A 25,453-nucleotide genomic window follows, 5' to 3' on the forward strand; every position below is an offset into this window, starting at 1 on the left:
TATATTGAATTATTCTTGCATTGCAGTTATTAAAAGCTTTTTGGGCTATTAGCGCGATGCTTGCATTTATACATTCAGTAAGGGTATGTAACTAAATAAACTTCTAATAATTGATAATTTTATATTTAAGATAGAAAAATACGTAAAATTGCCTTTAAATTTTTATGTATTTTGTGTTGTGTTCACTAATTATACGTAATTAGCCCTATTAAATTTACAGTTTAACCTAGTACAAATACTGACCACAGCTATCAACAGTGTATTTACTATGCCTCTCAACAAGTCTTCATCCCGAATAAGTGTTGTAAACTTTACAAGCTGTATTGCTTCCAATAAACTTCTCACTTGGAGTATAGCTTTGTTGGGATTTGGAGCAGTATGGTACTGGCAACCCTTAACAAATATCTCCTCGCGCGTTGTTCTACATGCTCATGCAACAGGGGTTACACCAGTTCTAACACTAGCAGGACATTTAGACTTAGTTTCGGCAGTAGCTTACAGTTCTGATGGTATGACAATTGCCAGTGCTAGCAATGATAAAACTGTTAAGCTTTGGGACGCAGTTACAGGAAAACTCAAAAACACACTCGTTGGACATGCTCAAGAAATTAATACAATTGTATTTAGCCCTAATGGTAAGACACTGGCGAGTGGTAGCTTGGACGGAACTGTAAGATTATGGGATGCCACTACAGGAAAACTAGTTCATATCCTGAAAGGTCATTCTGCGTCGGTACAGTCTGTTGCCTTCAGTCCTGATGGCGCCATTATTGCTAGCGGCAGTTGGGATCAAAACGTTAAAGTGTGGGATGTAACGAAAGGAATATTAATCAGGACAATAAAGGGTAACTGTGATGTTATTAATAGTCTTGTGATTACAGTTCTACCCTCAGATTTTGCTTTGAGCAAACGGGGTCATCAAGCGATAATTGCTACAGGTACTCAATTTGACGGCAAAATAAAAATTTGGGATTTGAACACAGGGCAGCGAGTTCAGACGCTAGCAGGTCATGATGATAGTGCAGTTACTTCGCTTGCTATTAGTCCTGATGGTAAAACTCTCGCTTCATCTGGATGGGATCAAACTGTAAGAGTTTGGAATCTTGAAACTAGTGAAGAAATACGCACTTTCAAAGGACATACTGATAGTGTTTGGTCTGTTGCATTTAGTCCAGACAGTAAGACACTTGCAAGTGGAAGTACAGATAAAACCATAAAACTTTGGAATTTACAAACAGGCAAGGAAATAACAACATTTACTGGCTACAATAACCGTATTTGGTCTGTTGCTTTTAGTCCGGACAGCAAAAATCTAGCAAGTAGCAGCTTTAATAATCAAATCAAAGTCTGGCGCCTGCAAGAGCAATAAATTAAATAATTAAAAATTAGCCAAAATAGCAGAGATATTTGTTTGGCAGCGCTATCATTAACATCTATAATGTCACTTAGTTGATGTGAAGATGCTCTGCTGCCTCAACCCAGATTGCCCTAGTCCCATCAATCCTGACACTCATCAGTATTGCCAGAGTTGTAGCGCACCTCTGACCACATTGCTTCGAGGTCACTATCGCGTTACTAAAGTACTTTCCGATGAGGGAGGTTTTGGCAAAACCTATTTGGCAGAAGATGCTGATAAGCTGAATGAACGCTGTGTCGTCAAGCAACTAGCACCCAAAGTCCAAGGTACGTGGGCTTTGAATAAGGCTATTGAGCTTTTCAAGGAAGAAGCTAAACGTTTGCAAGAACTTGGGAGACATTCACAAATCCCAACGTTACTTGCTTACTTTGAGCAAGATAATTATTTGTATCTCGTCCAAGAATTTATTGAGGGTCAGAATTTATTTAAAGAACTGCAACAGCGCACTTATTTTAGTGAAGCTCAAATTCGTGAATTATTTATGTACGTGTTACCTGTACTCAGTTTTATTCACGAACATGGTGTTATTCACCGCGATATTAAGCCTCAAAATATCATGCGTCGTTTGCTTCAATACACTACTTTTCGTTCTGCATCATCTGCATCAGGATACTCCTCAACATCTGGAATACACAAACGTGGTGGTGATATAGTTTTGATTGACTTCGGCGCCTCAAAGCAGTTGACTGCTACAGTTCAATCTAAACCTGGAACAACAATTGGTTCGTTTGGATACAGTCCGATTGAACAAATTAACGGTGGCGAAGCGTATCCAGCTAGTGATTTGTTTAGTTTCGGCGCCACGTGTTTTCATTTACTCACGGGTGTTTCACCGTTCCAGTTGTGGACTGAATACGGATATGGGTGGGTGAATTCATGGCGCCAGTATCTTCGCTATCAAGTCTCGGATGAATTAGGAGAGGTTTTTGATAAACTACTTAAAAAAGATATCAATCAACGCTATCAGTCTGCTGAAGAAGTACAAAGGGATTTAGATTCATTCGCTACAGGCGCCACTTCATCATCAGCACAAATTCCTCTGCCTTCTTCACAATTTACTGCAAAAAATAATCAACGTCCATTTTCATCACGACGATTATCCAAACCTTCACCGTTCGCACAACTTGTCGGTAAATTTACATCTATACGTATAGCGTTTGAGCAAAATTCTAAACGAACAAAATCTTTATTTCTAGGTAGTGTAGTATTACTGGTAAGTTTAATTGGTACACAAGTATACGGCTACATGCGGTATAGAATATTTCCAACGGCGCCAACATTCTTAATTAGTAGTTTACCCAGCAGCGTTTTTTTGCAGCAAACAATTCCAGCGCATTCTGGTTATGTAATGTCTGTTGCAATTAGCCAAGATAGAAAGATTTTGGCCAGCGGTAGTACTGACAAAACTATCAAACTGTGGAGTATCGATACTGGTGAAGAAATTCGCGCGCTAAAAGGTCATAGTCAAAGCGTGATGAAAGTTGCCTTCAGTGCTGATGGTAAAACTCTTGCCAGTGGTAGCAGTGACAGAACAGCAAAACTGTGGAACCTTGAAACCGGACAACAAATTCGCACGTTTGTAGGTCATAGTGACGCTATTGCAGACCTAGCTTTTAGTCCAGACCGAAAAACACTTGCTACTGGTAGTGCTGATAAAACACTTAAACTCTGGAATATAGCCACAGGAGAAGAAATTCGTACACTTCGGGGTCATGTTAGTAGAGTTACTTCAGTTGCATTTAGTCCTGACGGTAAAACAATTGCAGCAGGAAGTAGCGATAAAACCATTAAGCTATGGAATGTTTCTACTGGAGAAGAGTTTCGTACCTTAAAAGGTCATAACGATACTGTAACCCAAATTGCTTTTAGTCCTGATGGAAATCAGATAGCTTCAGCAGGTGCAGATAAAATCATCAGACTCTGGAGTGTATCAAACGGTCAAGAGTACCGAATGCTTCGAGGTCACACCGATATAATTTGGTCTGTTGCCTTTAGTTTTGACTCTACAATGCTTGCTAGTGCGAGTAGTGACACAACGATTAAATTATGGAACCCTTTTACAGGTGAAGAAATTCGTACTCTCCAAGGTCATAACAGCCGTGTTTGGTCTATTGCTTTCACAACAGATGGTAAAACACTTGCTAGTGGTAGCGAAGATGGGACGATTAAACTTTGGAGAATTATACCGTAGGGTGCGTGACGCTATAAAAATTATGAACAAAAAGAATAATCTAGTAGCGTCACGCACCATATTTAATTTAATTTAATTTAATTTAATTTATAAATAATTTCCTTATTCCGCTTCAAAATATCTAGCTCCTTGTTCCGGTGCGTGAAGGCTACCATATCTTTTGTTTTATTTCGTAATTTTTATAGCCTTCACACACCCTACCTCCTAAATATTACAATGAAACCCAGGCGCCGTGGAAACCGTAAGGTACGCGCTGAGGAATAAGAACGCACGCCACAGGTGTACTATTTACATCTTGAGCATTGATAATTAAAAGCTCTGAAGTTTCTGTATTAGTATCAAATACAAAAGTAATTAACCACCCTTTATCTTCATCTTCTTTAATGTCATTTTGGGAAGGTGCAAATGCTGCTTCGCCACCGTAACAACCTTTTTTAAATTGGTGTATTTGCGATGTTTGTTTCTCCAAATCGTATTTTACTACACCATCGAATAAAGGTACAGAACTTGGAGTCAATTTTCCACTATATCCATAGCGAGTTTTTCGTCCTTGTAGGTCTTCGTTAATGCGAGGAAATTCTGCTGGTGTATCGTCGAGCATTTCCTCACGCGCGCTTCCAGTTTTTAAGTTAAATTTCCAGCGATATAAGCGGGGAACACCTCCATCTCCCTCTGTCTTTTCTGACATTAAAACATTTGTATAACTCATGCGACAAGCAATAAGTACTACTTCGTCTCCTTCTTCATAAGCGTTGAGGGTATGAAAAATATAGCAAGCAGGAGCTTCAAACCAACGAATATTACTGTTATCTCCATGACGCGGAACAATACCAAAGCGACTAGGTTTATCACGTTCAAACATTAGTCCAGGTAGACCTTGCTGCATTCGCTGCATACTGAACGTTAACGGCAAGTCCATAAATATTGTATAGTTCTCAGTAATTGCAAAATCATGCATCATTACCGCCATTGGTATATCTATGGGTACAGTTCTTAAAAGTTCGCCTGTTGCAGATACTACACTGTACTTTATGTAAGGCGGTGCAAACCCATAACCGAAAAACATCATTTCACCCGTTACTGGGTCAACTTTTGGATGTGCCGTAAAAGCAGATGCTAACTTACCGTTATAGGTATACTCACCAATTGTATCTAACGAAGGTGTCTCAATCGCGTGCGGCGCCCCACCTTCCCATGTTGCAAGTAGCTGACCTGCGTGCCATACAAGTGCAGTATTTGCTGTATTCTTACCAGGACCATGTGGATTATTTGGTTGTGGAGGTTCCAACATTCCACTCCATACAGCTTTGCCTACTTGATTTTCGATTTTCCAACCGCGCGTTTTGACATAGCGGTTACGATATGTCGCTTTACCATTATTAATATGGACACCGTGCAGCATCCCATCACCATCAAACCAATGATATTGACCAATAGGTGCCCATTGGGGGTTAGGACCATTGCGGACAAACATCCCTGATAACTCAGGGGGTATTGCACCAATTACTTTTAATGTGTCGGCAGTAATTTCATCGCTTACTGGGGCAAAATTTCCGTCGAGATAAGGATTTGCTGCGGTTACTGTCATATTTATGTGTGTAAGTCAGATGTGTAAACTCTGTATATTCTGACTTATAGATTTTGAGTTGACATCAATCTTAAATCTAGTAATTACGCTTTTATTCTCTTCTCTGTGTTCTCTGCGCCTCTGTGGTAAATAAATATACTCCAAATATCAATAATATAAACCCTGTTTAGAAGCAAGGACGAGAAAAAGATATGCAAACTGTCATATAAGTCACTTGACGGTGGCAAATATAACTGGAATACTTTTTCTTCATCCTAATTCCGTGACAAAGTATTATGTTTAACAAAAATACCAATGTGTTTTTACTGGCTTGTTTTACCTTGTCAGCATCTTTTACTTTAACTTGTCTTATAGGTTTCGCAGCACATTCAATCGAGTTTAGCAAAAGAAGTAAAATGTGCTGCTGATATACCAATTGATACCTGTTATCAAAAAGCAAAGCCAGAACAAATTAACTATAAAATTGTCCTTACCGGAACACGAAGAATTAAGTAAGGGAATGGTACTATGCGTTAGGATTAACCCCTAACTCATAAATCCTAACTCATAACATGGCTTTAACGCTTTACTTTCTTCGTCACGGACAAACTGAATGCAGTCGCAGTAACTCTTACTGTGGTTCCATTGACGCAGAACTTACACCTGATGGAACCGAAATGGCACAGGTTTTTGCTGAAGCTTACAGTTCTACCCATTGGAAAGCAATTTTTTGCAGTCCAATGCGGCGAACGATTGCGACGGCAAAGCCTTTGTGCGATGCTGTTAATCTACAGCCCGAACTTCGCGATGGTTTAAAAGAAATAAATTATGGTCAGTGGGAAGGAAAAACACCAGATATAGTCAGCGTTGAATTTCATGATGATTATATTCGCTGGCTTGCTGACCCTGCTTGGTATGCACCGACTGGTGGAGAAATGGCGATAGCTATCGCTTCACGCGCGATGCAGGTTGTTGAGGAAATTAAGCAGCGTTACACAGATGGTGATGTATTAATTGTTTCGCATAAAGCTACTATTCGCATCATCTTATGTAGCCTCATGGGTATTGATGTTGGCCGTTTTCGTTATCGTTTAGGTTGTCCAGTCGGTTCAGTTAGTGTTATCGAATTTACATCGCATGGCCCGCTTCTAAAAACATTAGCTGACCGTACTCACCAAAGCGAGCGTTTGCGAAACTTGCCTGGAACTTAGGTATTTTTGGTAGTCGCTGCATAATTGCCTTATTGTGATACCTATAGTTAATCAGGCTATATTTGATTGGTTTATTGGTACAATGGTTCTAAATACGTCAGAATACTAGTACTATTTTTCGTGTTAGCGATACTGGTATGGGTATGGCCTCAACAATTCAAAATTCAGAATTGTTAGGGTCGATGGGGAGATAATACTCCCCATCGACCCTAACAATTTGAGCGAAGCGAGTGACACCCGAACAACAAGCAAAAATGTTTTAAGGGGTAGGAGCATCATTAGAACAGAAAACTAGGTTAAGCTTAAAAGTCTTATTTTATAAGGATTTTATTGATGGTTATAGTAGCTCAATGAATGAAATCGCCGAGTAACCTCTTGACGAAAGATTAAAGGTTTCAGCACATAAATACTTTTGTAGTATTCGTGTGACAGTGCTTAAATCGGTTTTCTGTTGCAATGCTACTACAGAGCCTAGCCTAAACTTCATTTAAATTACTTTATCAATACGTCTTATTACTTATTTTTTTTTAAAAAACTAGTAATAAATAATACTTTATATTCATGACGTGATTATAACTGCATCGTTTTTTTACTTAGCAAATAAAGTTTATTGAAGTTTTTGCACTGGTATCAAAATATCTATTGCTCTTATGAGAGTTTTGAATTATCACTGAGATATAGAGGCGAAATGCTTACCAAGCAGATGCCTTTAGCTTAATCGAGCAATTTTTATATAGAAGGAAGATAAGAGCGTGAAACTACTTGGCAAATTGGTTGTTGCTGCTGCGGCTGGTGCTGCTTTGGGCTTTAGCGGAATGCAATCTGCGAATGCTGCATCCATGCAAATGGTAACTAATGGCGAGTTTGAGCAAACAGATTTTAGCAGCGACTGGGCTAGAACCACTGATGTCCCTGGCTGGCAAACAACTGGTAATGGTCAATTTGAATTGTGGAATCAGGGAAAAATTGGCTCTCCTGCAATTGGCAGCGATGGTCTGGGAACTGGTAAACACTTGGAAACAAACTTAGACAAAAACGAAAAAGTTTTCCAGACTTTTAAACTTTTAGACAATATTCAAACCTCTGCGGTATTTTCTTTTGACGCATGGAGTCGCGACGGTGGTACTGGTAAAGTTTCTGTTGTTGGGTCAAAATCTGGCAACCTCTTGAATCAAGAAATCGCCATGAATGGACAAAATTGGACTAAGAATTTATTTAATTTGAGCATTATAGGGGGTGAAGATATCACCGTAGCATTCCAAGGAGATCAAAATGATAGTGTCAAATCACCACACATAGACCAAGTTTCGTTTTTGGTGGATTCTAAATCAGTCCCTGAACCCGCTTCTATGTTAGGATTACTTGCTGTTGGTGCATTTGGTGCAAGCTCGACTCTCAAGAAAAAATTAAAATTGGAGGCATAACTCACAGCGAAAACGCTAATTGAATTCTACGACCGCATCAAAGAAGACAGTGACCATATCAGAGTTTTTAGCGATGTGCAATCGATAAAAATCGTGCTGTTTGTTCTCTAATAATTCAAGTTTATCAGTATCAGAAACGTAAATTCAAAATCCTGCCTATTCCTTCTTGTGCTTTACCACCAGTAACACCCACCTCATCACCATCAACAGGTGGACAAATCACACCACTGCCAGTTAACTCAACCCCAAGCGTAGCACCGGAAGGCAACTGCCGTATGGATGATCAAACTAGTACAGGGGGCGCAGAAATCGAAACTACCATTTAAAATAGTTAGAAAAGTATTGAAATAGGCTTTCTTTTGGCTTTTTACTTTTTACTTTTGCCAACTTGTACTAGTGCAGGCTGGCTTTTCTGTTCCAGCTTCTAACTTTTGATATATTGAGAGCCTCGTAGTTTTTCTTGCGAGGCTTTTCTTTATATGGGGTTTGAGTAGTGGGTTCCTAAAAAACTTCTAGAGGCATGAGATATCAAATTATAATAAGACTTTGCATAAATGTGTACGAATGCTTGAAGCCATAATATGTCTATGAATGTACTTGATTGCACAACTTGGATTAAAAAGCTAGCTTCACTAACAACGCTAACAATAGCTACTAGTGTTAGTGTATCAATTAATATGCCTGTAGAAGCTCAACTTAATCCTCGTCCTAGCATCTTTAAGGAGTATCCTTATAATCGTGCGTCTAAGCGTAAGGTTAAACATCGTTCTAGCTATCGACCCAAGGCTAAACCAAATACTAAACTCAAAAAGCAAGGCGCCGCTCATAATAATCGTAAATCACCTAATACGCAGGCACCATCTAAAGCACCAGTAGAACCTTTTTCCGTCGAGTTTCGCGCCCCAGGATATCCTAGTTCACGTTGATAGTAATCAAAAATCTTTAATGCTGCCAATTATAGAGACTATTCCTTTGCGACATATGGCTTCAGGTGATATATTGTCGCTACAAGTTTATAAGTTTATCGGCGCCCAATCTGGTAAAAAAGTTTATATTCAATCGAACTTACATGGTGCAGAAATTTCCGGTAATGCAGTAATTCACCAGTTGATAGAATTTTTGTTAAAAATAAATTCTACTGACTTGGTTGGGGAAATTTGGCTGGTTCCAGTTTGTAACCCGATGGGAACAAACGAACGCGCGCAGCACTTCTCTCCGGGACGTTACTGCAGCTATGAAGCTAAGGACTGGAACCGAATCTTCTGGGACTATGAGAAAGAAGCTGATGATTTAGCAGCTTTTGCTGAATCTCAACTTCTACTGGAAATAGAGGTCGTCAGACATAATTATCTAACCATCATTAAGGAAAAATTCTCCCAACTTTTAGAAAAAATTAATTCTTCCAGTAGTGTTCCCTTTACTCAAAAGTTTCGCTATCTGCTACAGTCGCTGAGTTTAGATGCTGATTATGTAATTGATTTACATAGTTCGACTAATCAAGGATTGAATTACCTCTATTATTTTCATAATCGTGAACCAAGTGCTGAATATTTCTTACTAAATTTTGGCATCTTACTAGACGAGTACGATGGAGATGCGTTTGATGAAGCTTTTATTAAACCTTGGCTAGCTTTGGAACGGTGCTTAGAATCTTTAGGAAGAGAAATTAAGTTTGATATTGAAGCTTGGACTCTTGAACTTGGTACAGGAATGCAAATGATTTCTGAATCTGTAACCCAAGGTGTTAAGGGTGTTCAAAATTATTTGATACAAAAAGGCTGTATCAGTAGTAGCGTTTTGCCTGCTTTACTTGAGAATATAACATTAAATAATCAAATGCTGTTGATAAAACGCGGTAATATTATCAAATATTATTCACCTACAGGTGGTATGATTCAACATAGAGTCAAATTGGGTAGTTTTGTCAAGGCTGGAGAAATTATTTATAAAGTATTAAGTTTTAATAAGCAGGGTCAGTTACCCACAATTATAGACATACGCGCGCAAGCTTCGGGGTTAGTTTATGATATTTCTATTAATGAAGCGGTTAACGAAGGTGAATTTGTGATTGGGGTAGGACAGGTTTTGTCGAAGTAAGCACCTCACGCAGGCGCCTATATAAACGATAATAATAGGCTAAAATTGTATAGTAGTGTTTACCAAGAAGCAAGAAAAATCTAAATATAAATAGGGTGGAGTTATCGGTGAGCAGTATTGAAAGTGACATGTATTTATTATCAGAAGAGGTGATGATTCCCCAGGCACCTCCTGATTTTAAGTCTGGATTTATCGGTATTATTGGTCGTCCCAATGTCGGTAAATCTACTTTGATGAATCAATTAGTAGGTCAAAAAATTGCTATAACTTCACCCGTAGCGCAAACAACACGGAATCGTTTACGGGGAATATTAACTACACCCAAAGCGCAGTTAATATTCGTCGATACCCCAGGAATTCATAAACCGCATCATCAATTAGGGGAAGTTTTAGTACAAAATGCCAAAATAGCCATTGAATCGGTTGATGTTGTATTATTTGTTGTCGATGCTTCAACAAGTTGCGGTACTGGTGATATTTATATTGCTGACTTAGTTAGTCGCAGTCAAACACCTGTGATTCTAGGATTGAACAAAATCGATGAACAACCCGTAGCATTTGAAGCAATTGATACAAGCTATATGCGGTTGGCTGAGTTACATGGGTGGCAAACTGTGAAATTTTCAGCCCAAAATGGTCAAGGACTATCAGAACTCGAAGAAAAATTGGTTGCACAGTTAGAACCTGGACCTTATTACTATCCACCTGATTTAGTTACCGACCAGCCTGAACGGTTTATTATGGGTGAATTAATTCGCGAACAAATACTTTTGCTAACGCGCGAAGAAGTTCCTCACTCTGTAGCTGTTGCCATTGAAAAGGTTGAAGAGACACCCGCAATTACGCGCGTTATCGCTACAATCAACGTTGAGCGTGATTCTCAAAAAGGTATCTTGATTGGTAAAGGTGGAACAATGCTCAAATCTATCGGTAGTGCCGCGCGTGAACAAATTCAAAAACTGATTGCAGGCAAAGTATACCTCGAACTATTTGTCAAAGTGCAGCCAAAATGGCGCCAGTCGCGGATTCGATTAGCTGAACTTGGGTATCGTATTGAGGAATAATGGTAATAACACTGTCAATTTTGATGTATGTTGATACTTTTTTGGTATAAGTGGGAATAATAATTAAGGAAATTAGTAGTTAATTATTTATTTATAACCATTCTCATTTAAAGACGATGGAGCCAAATCAGCAAGAACAGCGAGTCGCTGCCGACCAAGAATTTCTTAAAGCCCTTCACGAACTAGAGGATATTCTCCAAGAAAATTCTCTTGTGGAGGAGGAAGTTGTGCTGCACGAAGAAAAGCAACCATCCACTCCTGACCCAGACGAACTCAACATCGACTTGGCTGCCTGGGAGGATGCTGTTGCTGACATTGAACAATACTTTGAGAGCAAGCAAAAAAAAGATGAGTATAGCTAAATTTCAGCTTATCTTTAACTGATTCTCAAACTTTTCTGCCGCATTGCTTCGTATAGCAGTAATGCTGATGCAATGGCAACGTTTAATGATTCGACGTTTGGACTTAGGGGTATATTTACTTGTATATCCGCCATTGCCGCTAGTTCTTCTGATAACCCTGCACCTTCGTTACCTAATAAAATTAAACTATCGCGGCGCCAGTCTATTTCCCAATAAGTTTGTGTGGCACCTGGTAATGTTGCTGCTATTTGCATACCAGCGTTTTTGGCGGTTGCAACAGTGTTCTTTAAATCTTCGCTTACTGCCATTGGTACTCTGAACCATTGCCCCGCTGTTGCTCTCATGACTTTCGGATTGTCTAAATCGACACTTCCTTTACTAAGCCATAACCCAGAGGCGCCTGCTGCTGCTGCGGTGCGAATAATTGTACCCAAGTTTCCTGGGTCTTGTACTGTTTCCAATGCTAGTACTAAACCAGAAAATGGTATTTCCTTTTGATAATTCCGCTTTGCTGTCGTAACAACCCCATCTGGTTGTACTGTTGTTGCCAATGCATTCAATACTTCTTCACTGACAACCTCCACACGCGCGCATTTTTGGGAAGCTTTTTCCCACAGTTCAAAATGCGTTGCAAGCCATTTTTCTGTGCAGCATAAAGTGATCAAAGGATAATCAACGGCATCAGCTTCTTCAAGCAAATGCGTTCCTTCGAGTAATAGCAAGTCCTGACTGTGACGCTCTTTAGAAGAGTGTAGCTTGCGAATTTGCTTTACTAAGGGATTTTGTAAACTTGTCAACATAAATAGTGTAAAGTGCTGAGTGCTGAGTGCTGAGTTTTACTTTCTACTCAGCACTCAGCACTCATTACTTATTTAGATGCGGAACTCGGGACTTGAACCCGAAAGCCTTGCGGCACATGAACCTGAATCATGCGCGTCTGCCAATTCCGCCAGTTCCGCTGGCTTGTTTGTTACTCACAGTCTATAATTGTCGCCTACTTACTATTTTTTGTCAATCAGGCGCGTATTTGTTTTTTTAGCTAATTATTTTTACTAGATGTAATCTAAAAATGTGGACAAATTAATTGTTTACTGTAGAATCTTAACCAACTTCCAACGTCTAAATATTACTTCTTCTTTTGGAGGGTAGGCTTATCAGTTTAGTTAGCGGCTTATCAGATGCCAAGTCGTCACCCGAAGCAGACTCCTCAGTCTTGCAAATATGGGGAGGGCATCCTTTACAGGGTCATGTCAAAATCAGTGGGGCAAAAAATTCAGCGCTGGTGTTAATGGCTGGTGCTTTACTTTGTTCTGAAGATTGCCGCATTCGCAATGTGCCAATGCTGGCTGATGTGGAGCGCATGAGCCAGGTTTTATTGGCTTTGGGTGTTGGTATTAAGCGCTCGGGCGAAGTATTGGATATTAACGCTAGAGACTTTGCTACTTCCAAAGCTCCTTATGAACTTGTCACTCAGTTGCGAGCTAGCTTTTTTGCAATTGGTTCGATTTTAGCGCGGTTGGGTGTTGCCCAAATGCCTTTACCTGGTGGTTGTGCTATCGGTGCCAGACCTGTAGACTTACATGTTCGGGGTCTACAAGCAATGGGAGCAGAAGTACAAATCGAACATGGTATTTGTAATGCGTATGTACCCGGTACTAATCGTAGGCTTAAAGGCGCCAAGATTTATCTAGACTCTCCTAGCGTTGGTGCCACCGAAACCTTAATGATGGCAGCGACGCTAGCTGATGGCGAAACTTTGATCGAGAATGCCGCTCGTGAACCAGAAGTAGTTGATTTAGCAAACTTCTGTAATTCAATGGGCGCCAAAATTACTGGAGCTGGTACTAGCACTATTACTATAGTTGGTGTAGACAAACTCCACTCAACCGATTACACTGTAATTCCTGACCGAATAGAAGCGGGTACGTTTTTAACCGCAGGTGCAATTACACGTTCAGATTTATTATTGTCACCAGTAGCACCCGAACATTTATTACCAGTTATTGCTAAACTGCGAGAAATGGGGGTTCCTATTATTGAGGAAGCACCTGACTGCCTGCGTATCAAGCCAGCAGATTCTCTCAAAGCTGCCGATATTGAAACGTTGCCACACCCAGGTTTCCCGACCGATATGCAAGCTCCATTTATGGCGTTGCTAGCTGTAGCAGAAGGCGATAGTTTAATAAATGAGACTGTATTTGAAAATCGCTTGCGCCATGCTTCGGAATTAAACCGTTTAGGAGCTGATATTCGCGTCAAAGGTAATATTGCTTTTGTGCGAGGAGTACCTGTATTATCTGGGGCGCCAGTAATTGGTACTGATTTACGTGCTGCTGCTGCTTTAGTTGTAGCTGGGTTAGCTGCTAGCGGCAAAACAACTATTAAGGGATTACAGTTTTTAGACCGTGGTTATGACCGTCTTGATTTGAAATTACTTTCAGTCGGGGCTAAAATCAAGCGCGTGTCAGAAGCTGATGCTGATGCTGATGCCGTCAACTCGGAAACTGGTGTTGAATTAAAAGTGTAAAGATACGATTTGTCGCGTCTTTACAATTGTAGAGACGCTTCCTATCGCGTCTTAAACTATAAGAAAATTATTACTATTGATTACTGGGTAAGTGTGCTTGAGCAGTCGCTATAATATTTACATACATTAAAGATAATAAAAGTTCTACTTGTAGAAATCTAGCTTGCTATGTCTATATTAAAGAATCAATTAGTTGGTTTAAAAGCCGACTCGTTCCGCCATCCTCTTGACCTGGAAGCAACTAAAGCGCTGAAGCAAGTACCAGGACTTGATATGATAGTGCGTAATCTTCTCGGACCTCTGGCTGAACAGGTTTTCTATGTTGAAAATATCGCCTCAAGCGTCTTAGTTGGAGAAAACCAACTCCCAGAATTGCATCAACTCCTGGTAGACGCTTGCAAAATGCTCGATATCGAACCACCACAACTTTATATTCGACAACATCCGGCGCCAAACGCTTATACTTTTGCAATGCGAGGTAAACAACCATTCATTGTTGTTCATACTTCGTTAATTGATATGCTTACCCCTCAAGAAATTCAGGCAGTTATAGCTCACGAGTTAGGACACCTTAAGTGTGACCACAGCGTTTATTTAACTCCCATTAATATACTTATACTAGCAGCTGCTGTTGTTCCTACAGTTGGCGCCTTTCTTGCCCAAGCGATACAAGCGCAGCTTCTAGAGTGGGTACGATGTGCTGAATTTACCTGTGACCGTGCAGCATTGTTAGCAACAGGTGACCCTAAAGTTGTGATGTCCGTACTGATGAAACTTGCTGGTGGTTCCCCAAAGTTGGCGCCACAACTTAATCTTGATGCTTTTATCGCTCAAGCGCGCGCCTACGATGATATCAGTAAAACCGAAATCGGAGAAACTGTCAAAGCTGCTCGCACCGCTCAACTTACTCACCCAGTTCCCGTACTGCGCGCTCGCGAAATCGACCGCTGGTCTTCTAGCAAAGAATATCAAAAACTATTGCAAAATCATACGAAGGTAGATTATAATAATGAGGTTGCACACCTGGGCGGGTGGCGAAACTGGTAGACGCAGCAGACTCAAAATCTGCCGCCCTGTAAAGGCGTGAGAGTTCGATTCTCTCCTCGCCCATAGTTTAAGTTATGACTTAAAGTTAAGCTGGCAAATGTAAAATTTGGAAAATATTTATTGAAAAGGCGTAAATTAATACGTCTTTTTTTTGTTCAAGTAATAATCACTACAGAATTAGTGTAATCTTGTAGGCTTTTATGATGTATATATGAATTTTTAACTGTGAGTGCGTACTTTTCCGGACTGACACACTTTTTTATGTCAATGGAAATGTGAGGTAGTAAAACAATATATAATGAGCGATATTGGGCTGCTGATGACAAGCGTATTAGAAGTTGGGCAAAAAGTTGCTTCAAATTTGCCACAACAGCTTTTGGTTCAGCACGAAAACGACTTCTATCAAAAATCATCAGCGTATTTACTTAATTCAAATGCAACACTTCAAGTTACTCCACCTGAATTTTTGCAGTTTGATGATACTTTTGCTTTACCTGTATTTTCACTTAAAAAAGACGTTAGAAAAATATTAAGTGATTTTCTGGCTAAAGTTGTTTCTAAAAAATTATCAAGTAATTTGGAACCGGACTTACAGTCAGCATCGGTGTTTATTGCACAAAGAGAAATAATTGCAGATGCTGACACTAATTCTATGGTAGGAACAATAAACCAAAGAAGAAGTAATGTAATTCCAACAGTTGAGTTTGGCAACTCCGGAATTACAGTGCGAGTTTTACAAAAACTACTAGCATCTAATGGTTATAGTATAGAGGTAGATGGTTTTTTTGGCGCCTTGACTGAGGTTGCCGTCAAGTCGTTTCAAAATCGGCGTAATCTAGTTGTGGATGGAATTGTTGGACAAAACACTTGGAATGAATTAACTAAGTAATTGGTTTGCAACGGATACAACAGATGTAACGGGTAAATTATTGGTTATAAACAAAAGTAGGGTGCGTGACGCTACTAAAATTTTAAAACGAAGCGCAATGCTGCTAGCGTCACGCACCCTACAGTTGAATGTTGCTTACTTAACGTATTAATGGTGCGTGAAAGCACTGTATTTGGCGTTAAATTGCTTGATAGTAATAGCTTTCACGCACCCTACCCAATGCACGTTGGCGCCTCAAAATGCTTAAGTCAGTGCCATTCCACCTTACAGTTTAAAATCAACTATCCGTTACATCCTGAAATCATCCGTTGCCATCTACCTATATTTATGCTGCTCTAGCAACTGTTGCGCGCGAGGTTTGTAAATGAGGTGAAACAAAGCTTCGATATAACGTAGCAAGTCTTCGCGGTTTTCTTGAGATGTAAAATTCCAGAAACCATATATACGCGCGAGAGAAAGTAATTTAGTAGTATGGATTTTCCATGTGTAGGTACTGTATACTCGCTCAATACCGTGCGTGGAGATTTCATCCCAATAATTAGGGTTTATTTGGCATTTACTGACAAAATCGTAAATTTTACTCGCTGTTTCCTCTAAGTTAGTCGGGTTAATGTAAAAACCGTTGACTTTATCTTGAATGATTTCCAAAGGTCCACCAAACTGCGTTGCAAAAGTTGGCATTCCTGTAATCATTGCTTCTAATATTGTCAGACCAAAAGCTTCAAATAACGCAGGTTGAACAAAAATGCCTTTATGGTCGGCAATAACACGATAAATTTCGCCAGAGTCAGTCTTGGAAAGTCGCACACCTAACCAGCGAATTTTACCATGAAGGTTATATTCATCAATTATTTGATAAAGTTTAACTATCTCGTCACGTTCTTCATTATCACCCGACTCTTCAACCCGCAGTTTACCTGCAATTAAAATTAAATTACAGTGTTCTTGCAATTCTTGACTTTTTCCAAAACATTCAGCCAAACCTGCAAGATTTTTGATACGGTCGAGACGTGCCATTGAGAAAATAGGACGTTTATTAGGGTCATCAAGTTTTCCATATATAAGCGATGAGTCTTCGAGAGTAAACAGCATTTCTTCGAGTCGCTGTCTATCATTTTCAACTCTCTCAGAGTCACGAGTATAAGGAAAGTAGTAACTCTCGTTTACTCCTGGTGGAACAACGTTGAATTTAGGACTAAATAATTCAATTCCGTTTACCACATGATATAATTCTGGCATTGTAAAACATTTGTACGACTCGTACTGACCAACGCTATCTGGAGTACCAACAATTTCTTGATATGTACTGCTAATAACAAAGTCGGCAGCGTTCATTGCCAGTAAGTCAGCTGTGAACTGCATTGAAAAATGATACTTGTCTTCTAAATCTTGCCAGTAAAGATTACTGAACAGATATTTAGACTTTTCTAAAGCGTGTGCAATATTACACTGAGTCACTTTCATCCGACGTGAAAGTAAGAAAGCAACCAAGTTACCATCCGAATAATTACCGACTATTAAACCTGGTCTACCTTGAAATTCTGCTAATAATTCTCGTTCTGCATCAATAGCGTAAGTTTCCAAATACGACCAAATTTCAAACCGAGATATCCAATTTTGCGTCATATTTGGGTTAAATTCACGGAACGGGACTCGTAATATCCAAGCGTTTTGAGTACCGTAGACTTTTTCGAGACGCTGGTTACATAGTGTACCGTCGTTATTGGGAATTAAACGTGAGAGGATAATTACCTTTGGTTGTACGTTTAGTGTACCTAGTCCTGCTAAATAACAATCTTCTTCGAGTTGCGTTTCCAGAGTTTTAGCTTGGTCGAGTACGTAGACAACTTGACCTCCTGTATCTGGTCTTCCCAATACTCCTTCTTGTCCAAACCATCCATGAGGTGATACCAATACAATATTGAATATTATTGGGATACGTGAAATGAAGGTTTCCAGCGTTTGAGGCGCCGGCGAGTCGATCAATTCGTCTAAAATGTTAAGTGTTTCGAGAACTCGTGCAGCGGTATTTCCCCAACCTGGTTCAAACCCCATAGTTTGCAAGTCTAAACTAAAATTCTCATATGGTTCATCTTCACTTAGGTTGCTTACAAAGGCAATAGCTGCTTTAATTTTTTCTGAGAGATGCTGCTGCGACTGAATACGCGCGTTGATTAGTAATTGGATACCACGATATTGATGTAGACGCAGGAAATTAAACAAGCTTTCTTGCCATTGTTTCGGGTCGGCAAAAAGTTTACTCGAAAGGTAACGGTTGAGAAACTGAACACCTTTACCAATATTCTTAGGGTCGCGGATAGTAGGTGAATAATCGTAAAATGGACCAAAATCAATTTCTAATAAGTCTCCTTCGTTTGCATGATAGCGGTTAACCAAACGGTCACGCATATCCAAAAGTTGCTGTACGGTCATTGTTTCGATACGCAAATCTGATGTCAGTAAGTAAACCTTCTGACTCGCTATTTTGGAACGAATGATAAAACAAAGATTTGAGTCTTCCTGAATAATTTCTTGAGTGTAGTAAATTAACTTACTTAAATGTGAACTTTGATAATGTATATTTTTTTGATTTTTTTGACAAAAAGTATCGTATAAGCTTAATATGTCGTTCCGCAGTAAATAACGCTTATCATACGAACGTAATTCACTCATCAACGAACGCAAATCATTTTTTTCATCACCGTTAAGGACTGCTTGCAACAATTCTGACATAATATACCTACAAATTTGATTATTGACCTTATTGAAGCAATTTTTGGCAAAATCACGAGAAAATATTAGTTTTATTTCTTTGTTTCTTGTTTATATTGCTTCGCTCAAAATCATACTTACAATAACTAAAACTACTTTTTACTCTAACTAAAGAGATAAATCATTGAAGCGTCAACAAGATTTGCGGTTCATTAATTCAAAGGTATTGTTGAGAAAAAATATATATATAGTTAATATACATTTAATTAAGATTTATTAACTATAGGGTTTCTATTTGATTTTTGAAATATACGTAGGTAAGGCATTAACCGATTTCAACCAATTTGAACAATAGTAAACTTAAGTCAAGTTTTAAATAATTTAGGTTCCACGACGGGCGCCGATGTAACTATAATTGCAGCATTTGAGTGATAAATATTAAAGGGGATAGATATGACTAATAACGAAGAAAAAGCAATTTTTCAAGACCATAATATTCCTAACGTATCTACTACATTATTAATGGTCTTTTGCGGAATCACGGTGATTTATCTTCTAGGTATTATTTAGATACTAATCGTGATTATATTGATTTTATACCAACAGATGACCTTGCAGCAAAAAAAACAACATATAACTATAAAGCTGTACAGAATTGTAAACTTGTAATCCTATACAGTTCATTGTTATTTGTTTTGTTGTATAATTAAGGGCGAACGATGGGACTTGAACCCACGAATGGTGGTACCACAAACCACTGCCTTAACCACTTGGCCACGCTCGCCATGTCATAAGACACTATAACACAAAAATAATAAAAAGATCAAGAGAAGTTCAAAAGGAACGGACTACTTGTATTCTAAGTCTGATAATTATAGCTAATAACTAATCTAAGAGCATGAAATCAGCGATTATTACAGGTGTGGGAGTTGTAACGCTATCTTTATTGGCAGCAGCGATGGTAAAAAGTAACCCTAACGAAACTTTGTACCAACAGTATGCTGTGAAAGAGCTTTCGAGCTATCTTAAGTCTAACGTGTGTAAGAAAAGTCTAGGCATATTAGAAAAACTTATTCATAATCAATGTGATAAGATTGTGGATACGGCTAGTCCGCAAATACGTGATCTCATTGCTGCGAGTACCGACAGACAGGATTTTATGATTTTCAGTATTTACCGTACTGAATTGAAGGTAAATGACTGGGTACCTTCTTATAAATTTGAAACGGTAGGCGCCTTCGATAAGTTTTACACCTACAGCGCACAGCAGAATTAAGGTACGTTATCCAAAACTTTCTCTATTCTTAACTTGGAATAAATATAATAAAAGCGCCAGCGAATACGGTGCAAAAACTGGCGCCAAGTGTTATCAGGTTATAAGCAAGCATCATTGTATGCTCAAGAAGTTAGATATGCCAAGGGGTTTGACCCCTTATTTAGAAACTTATATTGCTGACTATATATACATATGTTCGGTTATCTCGCTCCGGAAATCCGTCTGTAGTTCGCTGTTGTCACTTAGTAAAAGACGGTAAATTATAAAAGGACGGGCTAGTTAAACAACTCGTTCTCGGTCGGCGCCTCTGAAACAAGCGCAACACTCCTACCAACGGTTGGAATAATATAACGAAATAATCCGATAGCAAAAAATCAGGAATGTGTTATGCGTAAAAAAGTACAGCAAACTATTAAACCACTTTTAAAATCTTTACTCTTGCTATGTTTAGTGTTCGGTTTGGCATTTAGTCAAGTCGATGGCGCCTATGCAGCAGGTAGTGGCGGTAGAATTGGTGGTGGTTCTTTTAGAATGCCAAGCAGCGGTCGTCCTTATAGTGGTGGTTCTCGCACTTATGCACCTCCAGGTGGTGGATATGGTGGTGGTTATTATGCACCGTATCCAGGTGGTGGATTTGGATTCCCCTTCCTGTTACCATTTTGGGGAATTGGTGGAGGATTCGGTTCTTTACTAAGCATTTTGGTATTCTTTGCCGTTGCTAATTTTATAGTTAAAGCTTTCCGTCGTGTTGGTAGTGGTGGTGACTCATCTTATGAAGAAGTCAATACTCCTAACCCAACCGTATCAGTAACGAAATTACAAGTTGGATTACTCGCTTCAGCGCGTGGTTTACAAACAGAACTAAACCGGATAGCGGAAACAGCGGACACCAATACAGACGCAGGACGTGCAGAAGTATTACAAGAAGCAAGTTTAGCATTACTTCGTCATCCTGAATATTGGGTATATGCAGGTGGCAGTACACAACAAGCACGTTTAAACTCCGCAGAAGCAGAATTTAACCGTTTGGCATTAGCAGAACGCAGTAAGTTTACTGAAGAAACTTTATCGAACGTCAACAACCAACTCAAGGGAAACATCGCGCGTCAAGATGCTTTACCTTCTTCCGGTGAACTTGACAATCCCACACGTTTATTTAGCGAAGGCCCTGGAGAATATATAATAGTAACACTCTTGGCAGCTACACTTGGTAAATACGAGATGCCAGCTATTAATGGTGTCGATGAATTACGTCAAGCACTACGTCAAATAGGTAGCGTGAGTAGCGACAGATTATTAGCTATTGAAGTGCTGTGGACTCCCCAGGCGCCTGGTGACACTCTAACATCAGATGACCTACTGGCAGAATACGCTGATTTGAAATTAGTGTAATACACACTTACAATCTGTAACCACATTGTGTAGAGACGCAAAATTGACCTACGGTACACTCCGTGAATGCGTCTCTACATTATTTTGTATGGAAACAATTATGCTGACTTTGCTTGCACGAGTTCTTCTGTTAAAAGTCGGCGCATAATTTCAGTAACTTCGGTTGCCATTCTAGCATCCAGTTCAATTGCATTTCGTTTTTCTTCCAACTTTCTTTTCTCGGATTTAGTTTCTCCTACTTTATATGGTTCTTTAAGTGGTATGGCGCCGCGTAAAACCATGCTAACAGTTCGTAGCACAGGTGGATTATTATTAACTGTGGGACGTTGATCCAAAAATTGCACGAGTGCAACATAAACTATTTCAACAAAGTGCCGACTATCGCTAACACCATTACCTAATTTTGAGATGATTGTGGGGGACATAACAACTTTTTCCAAACCCAATGATAAAAAAACATCACTCATGAATCGCAATATAAAATCTTTGATTAATTTGATATTTTTTTACTATTACTTATTCGATTAATTTATAATTTTTTGAAATCAGTATTCAATGGGTGTTTGTTTATAATTTATTTTTAAAGTTAAGCAGTATTAATATAAATACCTCTATATCAACCTATGTAGTACTTTTGCACGCATGAGTATAGCTCAAATGAGAAATATACTTGAAGTTATGGCTACGTATATTGAAAGAGGAACAACAGTGAGGAGCAAGCGTAAACTAAGTAAACTAATAATACTTTGCTGTGTAACGGCTATTATTCTTTACTTTTCTCAATTACAAGGATTGGCAAGCAAAAATGCTCCTGCTACACCTACTATAATAAATACTCCCCAAACACAAATAACAGGTAGATTTGTCAATCCGCAATTACTATATACTCTCATGGCACATTCAGGAAGCGTTAAATCGCTTGCTTTTAGTCCAGAGGGTCGAGTTTTAGCGAGTGGTGGTGGCAACGACGATGGTCATATCTACCTATGGGATGTTCTAAAAGGAAGGAAAAAGGGAATTATTGACCGCGCGCACAAAACAGCGGTAGAGTCACTAGTAATTTCACCAGATGGACAAAATTTAATTAGCTGTAGTAATGACGCGAGTATTAATATTTGGAACTTAAGAAACAACGAATTTTTACGCTCTTTTGTAGATCACACTACTAATGTCCTATCACTTGCAGTCACACCTGATAGTAAACTACTGGTTAGCGGTGCGATTGATGGTATTCGTGTATGGGACTTATTACAACGGCGCCCATTAGCGACTTTAGTAAAATATGATAATTTAATTTTCTCCTTAGCAATTAGTCCTGACGGTCAAACTTTAGCAAGTGGTGACAGCAAAGGAGTTATCAAGCTATGGAATTTGAGTACAGGTAAAGTTATCCGCGCGTATATTGCACATTCTGATACAGTTAGTAGCTTGACATTCGGTCAAAACGGACAAACATTAATCAGCGCAAGTCGTGACCGTACCGTAAAACTGTGGAACCTCAACGTAGCAAAACTTGAGCGAACATTAACCGGACATAACGACTGGGTAAACGCAGTTGCGCTGCATCCAAATGGCGAAATTTTAGCTAGTGCGGGACGTGATGGAGTCAAAATTTGGAATTTAAGCACAGGTGAATTAGTAACTAGTTTATATGCTCATACAGATTGGGTAAGTGCAGTCGCATTTAGTCCCGACGGTCAAACTCTTGCTACAGGTGGGTTCGATAAGCGAGTCTATTTGTGGAAGAGTGAGTAAGTAGTGCTGAGTAATGAGTGCGCACGAGCGCACTTTTAACTATTTTAGTTTGATTGAATTCGCGCGCTGAGGACTTTTTCGATTCTGTCGCGCGTTTCTAAGATGTGTGCTTTGGTATACTCGTCTTTTGAGTCAACAGATTTGAGTTTCTCATCAAGCTGTTTTAACTTATACCAGGCTATGGTGCGCGCGTCTTCAGGAACTCTTGCAGAGTCTTTTTCTTTACGCAGTACCATTGAGGTTAGAAGTTCCAAGTATTGACGTTGTATGCCGCGTCGTAAGCTTGAAATTTTGATTTCTCGATTTTTTGACTTGACTACTTCTGTCCAAATTCCATCCTGTAAAGTATCAAATAGTTCAGGTATTGTCAGTGCTTTATCGGATACTGATTTGAGTTCAATATCCTTAAGACGTGAGAGACGGTCTCCTGATAATAAGTCAACTAATACCGATGTTTGGATAAACAGTACCAAATCGTGTATGGGATAATCTAATCTGCCTACGCGCGTTCTTGTTCCCCAGTGGCGCCAGCGAGAAGGTGCTAGTTTGTTTAAAAGTTCCGGTGGGAAGTTGAAAGCATCTTCGGCAAAAACGTATTTTTGTAAAGTTGCTAGAGCTTGTCGCTGTTTTTCAACAGGAACGGGTTGGAATGGTAAGCGTTTATCACCGTCGTTCGCACGGACACGGTAAAAAGATTGACCACCTATATATTTGGTGGTAAAGAAAATATTTTGGAAGTAGTTACCCAAAACAGTACCAAACTGCTCGCTGATTTGGCTGTAACCTTCATCATCTGAAGGATAACGCTTGTTGATTAAATCCCATAGTTGACGAGAGTTATCAAGTTGCCATTGTGAATAAAGCAGTACGTTGCCACTGTTGTCCCAAGCGTTGACTGTTGGGTCGAGGTCGAACATGTCCTCGTCGGTTGCGTAGCTATACTCAGGTTTGCTCGATTCTTTAGCTATTGTCTCAAGAAATGGCTTTTCAGTGGTTGTTGTTGTGGCTGGAATTGGCGTATATCCATATTTAATAACCCATTCGTCATAGGGTCCAACCATAGTGGGAAAGTAATCGCCTTGTTTGGTGCCTTTAGGAGCTATATTTGGAGGAATATAATCCATTAGCGATGTCGTTAAACCACGTTTGTGGGTAATTTCGGTATCGTTCATTTCTTCGGGTTTCAGCATTGTACTGCCACGAAAATTATGCCGCAAGCCTAAAGTATGCCCAACTTCATGAGCAATAATTAATCGTAGATATTGATTAATATACGTCTTGACTTGTTCGCTCGTTGAAATGGCGCCAGGTAACATCGTCATTGCCATTTTGCCAAAAGCGAACTGATTCACTGCTTCCATTCCATAGCATAAATCGTATTCACCAGCAAGATGAGAAATGCGATTAAGAAAACTGGAAGAGTCTTGAGGTGTAGTTTTATTTCCAAAAGCTCTAGCTTCGAGTCCGTTGCTACACAACATACGGTTTTGCATCAACGCTGATATCGAAGTTCTGTTTTGTACAGAGTTGGGTTGAACGATTTGCCGATAGTCGTTTTTTAACGCGCGTACAAAACTAGCATCAACTAGAATATCCGCATCCAAAATTTCACCATTCAGTGGGTTGACACGAGATGGACCCATTGCGAAATATCCATCAACCGTGTTAATCCAGCGAATTGTATTGTAGCGAATATCAGCAGGGTCCCAAGTTGCATTATCAGGCATTTGCTTGACCTGAATCGCATCCTTAAATCCTGCTTTCTCAAACGCTTGGTTCCACATCAAAACACCGTCCCGAATAGCATCACGGTACTCAAGGGGAACTGCGTTATCTATCCAGAAAACAATTGGCTTTTTGGGTGGTGAGATTAAAGCATTGGGGTCTCGCTTTTCTAAGTTCCAACGGTTGATATAGCGAACAAATGGGTCGTTGCGCTCATCGCTGGATAAATCTTGGTACGCTGTAACGAAATAACCAACACGTTCGTCAGCTAAACGAGGACGATAATTATTCTCAGGTAGCTGCGATAAGCTGTAGTGAACTCGTAATGTAAACCCACGACTGTCAGCTAGGGTATCAAAATTTGGCAGTCCGAGTTCTTTACCGCGAGTATTACCACTACCCCCAACAAAGTTCATAATTGATTCGATTTCCAGGTTTTGTGGAAAAGCTTTGGCATTTCCAAAATACGACTGGTCGCCACCAGCTGCAACCCCTATGCTCGCCGATAACCCCGATACATCGGTTAATAATATGTCTCCCAAGTCTATCAAAAGCGTTTTGCGTTCTGGATGAATACTTTTAAGTGAGATATTATAAAGAACCGAATCGCTAAACGAACGCGCGAGTGAGCGAGCTTGTGGGTCGCCTTCACGGGTGCGAAAATTAACATTACGAACAACGAACTGTAAGTTATTATTTACCCGCTTGAAGTAAAATAAGAAGTCTTGCAGAGGCATTCCGCTGTAAATTCCACCTTCCCCGATACCGGACTCCAGCGTAGCGGTTGCCATAAAATT

General features: G+C 39.6%; 20 protein-coding genes and 3 tRNA genes. 15 read left to right on the forward strand and 8 right to left on the reverse strand.

Annotated features, from left to right (window positions below):
- Window positions 1-268 precede the first annotated feature (268 nt).
- Together AC2JBO_RS14575 and AC2JBO_RS14580 are read left to right on the forward strand one after the other, a co-directional pair.
- A complete protein-coding gene (locus AC2JBO_RS14575) occupies window positions 269-1,369 on the forward strand; it encodes a WD40 repeat domain-containing protein (RefSeq protein WP_496954371.1) in 1,101 nt (366 codons plus the stop codon).
- Window positions 1,370-1,460: 91 nt separating this feature from the next.
- Window positions 1,461-3,608, forward strand: a complete 2,148-nt coding sequence (locus AC2JBO_RS14580) for a protein kinase domain-containing protein (RefSeq protein WP_496954372.1) — start codon at window positions 1,461-1,463, stop codon at window positions 3,606-3,608.
- A gap of 211 nt (window positions 3,609-3,819) precedes the next feature.
- On the opposite strand, the gene AC2JBO_RS14585 is transcribed toward AC2JBO_RS14580, so the two are convergent.
- Entirely contained in the window at window positions 3,820-5,196 is a 1,377-nt protein-coding gene (locus AC2JBO_RS14585; protein ID WP_496954373.1) for a carotenoid oxygenase family protein, read from the reverse strand.
- A gap of 551 nt (window positions 5,197-5,747) precedes the next feature.
- Here AC2JBO_RS14585 and AC2JBO_RS14590 point away from each other — a divergent pair.
- Window positions 5,748-6,386, forward strand: coding sequence for a histidine phosphatase family protein (locus AC2JBO_RS14590; protein WP_496954374.1), 639 nt, complete (start codon window positions 5,748-5,750; stop codon window positions 6,384-6,386).
- A 752-nt stretch (window positions 6,387-7,138) separates the two neighbouring features.
- Window positions 7,139-7,810, forward strand: a complete 672-nt coding sequence (locus AC2JBO_RS14595) for a PEP-CTERM sorting domain-containing protein (protein WP_496954375.1) — start codon at window positions 7,139-7,141, stop codon at window positions 7,808-7,810.
- A 130-nt stretch (window positions 7,811-7,940) separates the two neighbouring features.
- Here the strand turns inward: AC2JBO_RS14595 and AC2JBO_RS14600 are convergent, their stop codons facing one another.
- Window positions 7,941-8,078 (reverse strand): hypothetical protein, encoded by a 138-nt coding sequence (locus tag AC2JBO_RS14600; RefSeq protein WP_496954376.1) that lies wholly within the window; start codon window positions 8,076-8,078, stop codon window positions 7,941-7,943.
- A 313-nt stretch (window positions 8,079-8,391) separates the two neighbouring features.
- Between AC2JBO_RS14600 and AC2JBO_RS14605 the strand changes: the two genes are divergently transcribed.
- The 4 genes from AC2JBO_RS14605 (at window position 8,392) to AC2JBO_RS14620 (ending at window position 11,333) form a co-directional block, all read left to right on the forward strand.
- Window positions 8,392-8,736 carry a hypothetical protein gene (locus AC2JBO_RS14605; RefSeq protein WP_496954377.1) on the forward strand — a complete coding sequence of 115 codons (345 nt, stop codon included), beginning with the start codon at window positions 8,392-8,394 and terminating at the stop codon, window positions 8,734-8,736.
- 19 nt (window positions 8,737-8,755) lie between these two features.
- Window positions 8,756-9,907 (forward strand): succinylglutamate desuccinylase/aspartoacylase family protein, encoded by a 1,152-nt coding sequence (locus tag AC2JBO_RS14610; RefSeq protein WP_496954378.1) that lies wholly within the window; start codon window positions 8,756-8,758, stop codon window positions 9,905-9,907.
- Window positions 9,908-10,035: 128 nt separating this feature from the next.
- Window positions 10,036-10,971 (forward strand): GTPase Era, encoded by a 936-nt coding sequence (era, locus tag AC2JBO_RS14615; RefSeq protein WP_496954390.1) that lies wholly within the window; start codon window positions 10,036-10,038, stop codon window positions 10,969-10,971.
- 116 nt (window positions 10,972-11,087) lie between these two features.
- Complete coding sequence (locus AC2JBO_RS14620; protein ID WP_496954379.1) at window positions 11,088-11,333, forward strand: hypothetical protein; 246 nt, start codon at window positions 11,088-11,090, stop codon at window positions 11,331-11,333.
- 14 nt (window positions 11,334-11,347) lie between these two features.
- On the opposite strand, the gene AC2JBO_RS14625 is transcribed toward AC2JBO_RS14620, so the two are convergent.
- Entirely contained in the window at window positions 11,348-12,133 is a 786-nt protein-coding gene (locus AC2JBO_RS14625; RefSeq protein WP_496954380.1) for a TrmH family RNA methyltransferase, read from the reverse strand.
- Between the two features lie 77 nt (window positions 12,134-12,210).
- Window positions 12,211-12,292: transfer RNA gene (locus AC2JBO_RS14630), tRNA-Leu, on the reverse strand.
- Between the two features lie 179 nt (window positions 12,293-12,471).
- On the opposite strand from AC2JBO_RS14630, the gene murA reads away from it, so the two are divergent.
- The 4 genes from murA (at window position 12,472) to AC2JBO_RS14650 (ending at window position 15,796) form a co-directional block, all read left to right on the forward strand.
- The gene (murA, locus tag AC2JBO_RS14635; protein WP_496954381.1) at window positions 12,472-13,860 is read left to right on the forward strand and encodes a UDP-N-acetylglucosamine 1-carboxyvinyltransferase; all 1,389 of its coding nucleotides are present in this window, start codon (window positions 12,472-12,474) and stop codon (window positions 13,858-13,860) included.
- 168 nt (window positions 13,861-14,028) lie between these two features.
- Entirely contained in the window at window positions 14,029-14,907 is an 879-nt protein-coding gene (locus tag AC2JBO_RS14640) for a M48 family metallopeptidase (protein WP_496954382.1), read from the forward strand.
- A tRNA-Leu gene (locus tag AC2JBO_RS14645) sits at window positions 14,886-14,970 on the forward strand. The genes AC2JBO_RS14640 and AC2JBO_RS14645 overlap by 22 nt, the downstream gene beginning before the upstream one ends.
- Before the next feature lie 235 nt (window positions 14,971-15,205).
- Window positions 15,206-15,796 (forward strand): peptidoglycan-binding domain-containing protein, encoded by a 591-nt coding sequence (locus AC2JBO_RS14650; protein ID WP_496954383.1) that lies wholly within the window; start codon window positions 15,206-15,208, stop codon window positions 15,794-15,796.
- Between the two features lie 315 nt (window positions 15,797-16,111).
- On the opposite strand, the gene AC2JBO_RS14655 is transcribed toward AC2JBO_RS14650, so the two are convergent.
- Together AC2JBO_RS14655 and AC2JBO_RS14660 are read right to left on the reverse strand one after the other, a co-directional pair.
- Window positions 16,112-18,529, reverse strand: coding sequence for a sucrose synthase (locus tag AC2JBO_RS14655; protein ID WP_496954384.1), 2,418 nt, complete (start codon window positions 18,527-18,529; stop codon window positions 16,112-16,114).
- Between the two features lie 690 nt (window positions 18,530-19,219).
- Window positions 19,220-19,292: transfer RNA gene (locus AC2JBO_RS14660), tRNA-His, on the reverse strand.
- Between the two features lie 114 nt (window positions 19,293-19,406).
- Here AC2JBO_RS14660 and AC2JBO_RS14665 point away from each other — a divergent pair.
- Window positions 19,407-19,784, forward strand: a complete 378-nt coding sequence (locus tag AC2JBO_RS14665; protein ID WP_496954385.1) for a DUF4359 domain-containing protein — start codon at window positions 19,407-19,409, stop codon at window positions 19,782-19,784.
- A gap of 387 nt (window positions 19,785-20,171) precedes the next feature.
- Complete coding sequence (locus AC2JBO_RS14670; RefSeq protein WP_496954386.1) at window positions 20,172-21,176, forward strand: DUF1517 domain-containing protein; 1,005 nt, start codon at window positions 20,172-20,174, stop codon at window positions 21,174-21,176.
- Between the two features lie 98 nt (window positions 21,177-21,274).
- Here AC2JBO_RS14670 and AC2JBO_RS14675 read toward each other — a convergent pair whose 3' ends face one another.
- Window positions 21,275-21,643, reverse strand: a complete 369-nt coding sequence (locus AC2JBO_RS14675; protein WP_496954387.1) for a hypothetical protein — start codon at window positions 21,641-21,643, stop codon at window positions 21,275-21,277.
- A gap of 190 nt (window positions 21,644-21,833) precedes the next feature.
- Here AC2JBO_RS14675 and AC2JBO_RS14680 point away from each other — a divergent pair, with 190 nt between their 5' ends.
- The gene (locus AC2JBO_RS14680) at window positions 21,834-22,931 is read left to right on the forward strand and encodes a WD40 repeat domain-containing protein (protein ID WP_496954388.1); all 1,098 of its coding nucleotides are present in this window, start codon (window positions 21,834-21,836) and stop codon (window positions 22,929-22,931) included.
- Between the two features lie 44 nt (window positions 22,932-22,975).
- Here the strand turns inward: AC2JBO_RS14680 and AC2JBO_RS14685 are convergent.
- Window positions 22,976-25,453: zinc-dependent metalloprotease (locus tag AC2JBO_RS14685; RefSeq protein ID WP_496954389.1), on the reverse strand; the 2,478-nt coding region annotated here is incomplete at its 5' end.

The sequence above is a fragment of the Calothrix sp. CBUCES-K 9914 genome (assembly GCF_059640475.1).

What these genes read in the sequence shown, in the direction of transcription:
- AC2JBO_RS14575 (WP_496954371.1), top strand. Translation starts at nt 269, where the DNA reads ATGCCTCTCAACAAGTCTTCATCCCGAATAAGTGTTGTAAACTTTACA.
- AC2JBO_RS14580 (WP_496954372.1), top strand. Translation starts at nt 1,461, where the DNA reads ATGCTCTGCTGCCTCAACCCAGATTGCCCTAGTCCCATCAATCCTGAC.
- AC2JBO_RS14585 (WP_496954373.1), bottom strand. Translation starts at nt 5,196, where the DNA reads ATGACAGTAACCGCAGCAAATCCTTATCTCGACGGAAATTTTGCCCCA.
- AC2JBO_RS14590 (WP_496954374.1), top strand. Translation starts at nt 5,748, where the DNA reads ATGGCTTTAACGCTTTACTTTCTTCGTCACGGACAAACTGAATGCAGT.
- AC2JBO_RS14605 (WP_496954377.1), top strand. Translation starts at nt 8,392, where the DNA reads ATGTCTATGAATGTACTTGATTGCACAACTTGGATTAAAAAGCTAGCT.
- AC2JBO_RS14610 (WP_496954378.1), top strand. Translation starts at nt 8,756, where the DNA reads ATGCTGCCAATTATAGAGACTATTCCTTTGCGACATATGGCTTCAGGT.
- era (WP_496954390.1), top strand. Translation starts at nt 10,036, where the DNA reads ATGTATTTATTATCAGAAGAGGTGATGATTCCCCAGGCACCTCCTGAT.
- AC2JBO_RS14620 (WP_496954379.1), top strand. Translation starts at nt 11,088, where the DNA reads ATGGAGCCAAATCAGCAAGAACAGCGAGTCGCTGCCGACCAAGAATTT.
- AC2JBO_RS14625 (WP_496954380.1), bottom strand. Translation starts at nt 12,133, where the DNA reads ATGTTGACAAGTTTACAAAATCCCTTAGTAAAGCAAATTCGCAAGCTA.
- AC2JBO_RS14640 (WP_496954382.1), top strand. Translation starts at nt 14,029, where the DNA reads ATGTCTATATTAAAGAATCAATTAGTTGGTTTAAAAGCCGACTCGTTC.
- AC2JBO_RS14650 (WP_496954383.1), top strand. Translation starts at nt 15,206, where the DNA reads ATGAGCGATATTGGGCTGCTGATGACAAGCGTATTAGAAGTTGGGCAA.
- AC2JBO_RS14655 (WP_496954384.1), bottom strand. Translation starts at nt 18,529, where the DNA reads ATGTCAGAATTGTTGCAAGCAGTCCTTAACGGTGATGAAAAAAATGAT.
- AC2JBO_RS14665 (WP_496954385.1), top strand. Translation starts at nt 19,407, where the DNA reads ATGAAATCAGCGATTATTACAGGTGTGGGAGTTGTAACGCTATCTTTA.
- AC2JBO_RS14670 (WP_496954386.1), top strand. Translation starts at nt 20,172, where the DNA reads ATGCGTAAAAAAGTACAGCAAACTATTAAACCACTTTTAAAATCTTTA.
- AC2JBO_RS14675 (WP_496954387.1), bottom strand. Translation starts at nt 21,643, where the DNA reads ATGAGTGATGTTTTTTTATCATTGGGTTTGGAAAAAGTTGTTATGTCC.
- AC2JBO_RS14680 (WP_496954388.1), top strand. Translation starts at nt 21,834, where the DNA reads ATGAGAAATATACTTGAAGTTATGGCTACGTATATTGAAAGAGGAACA.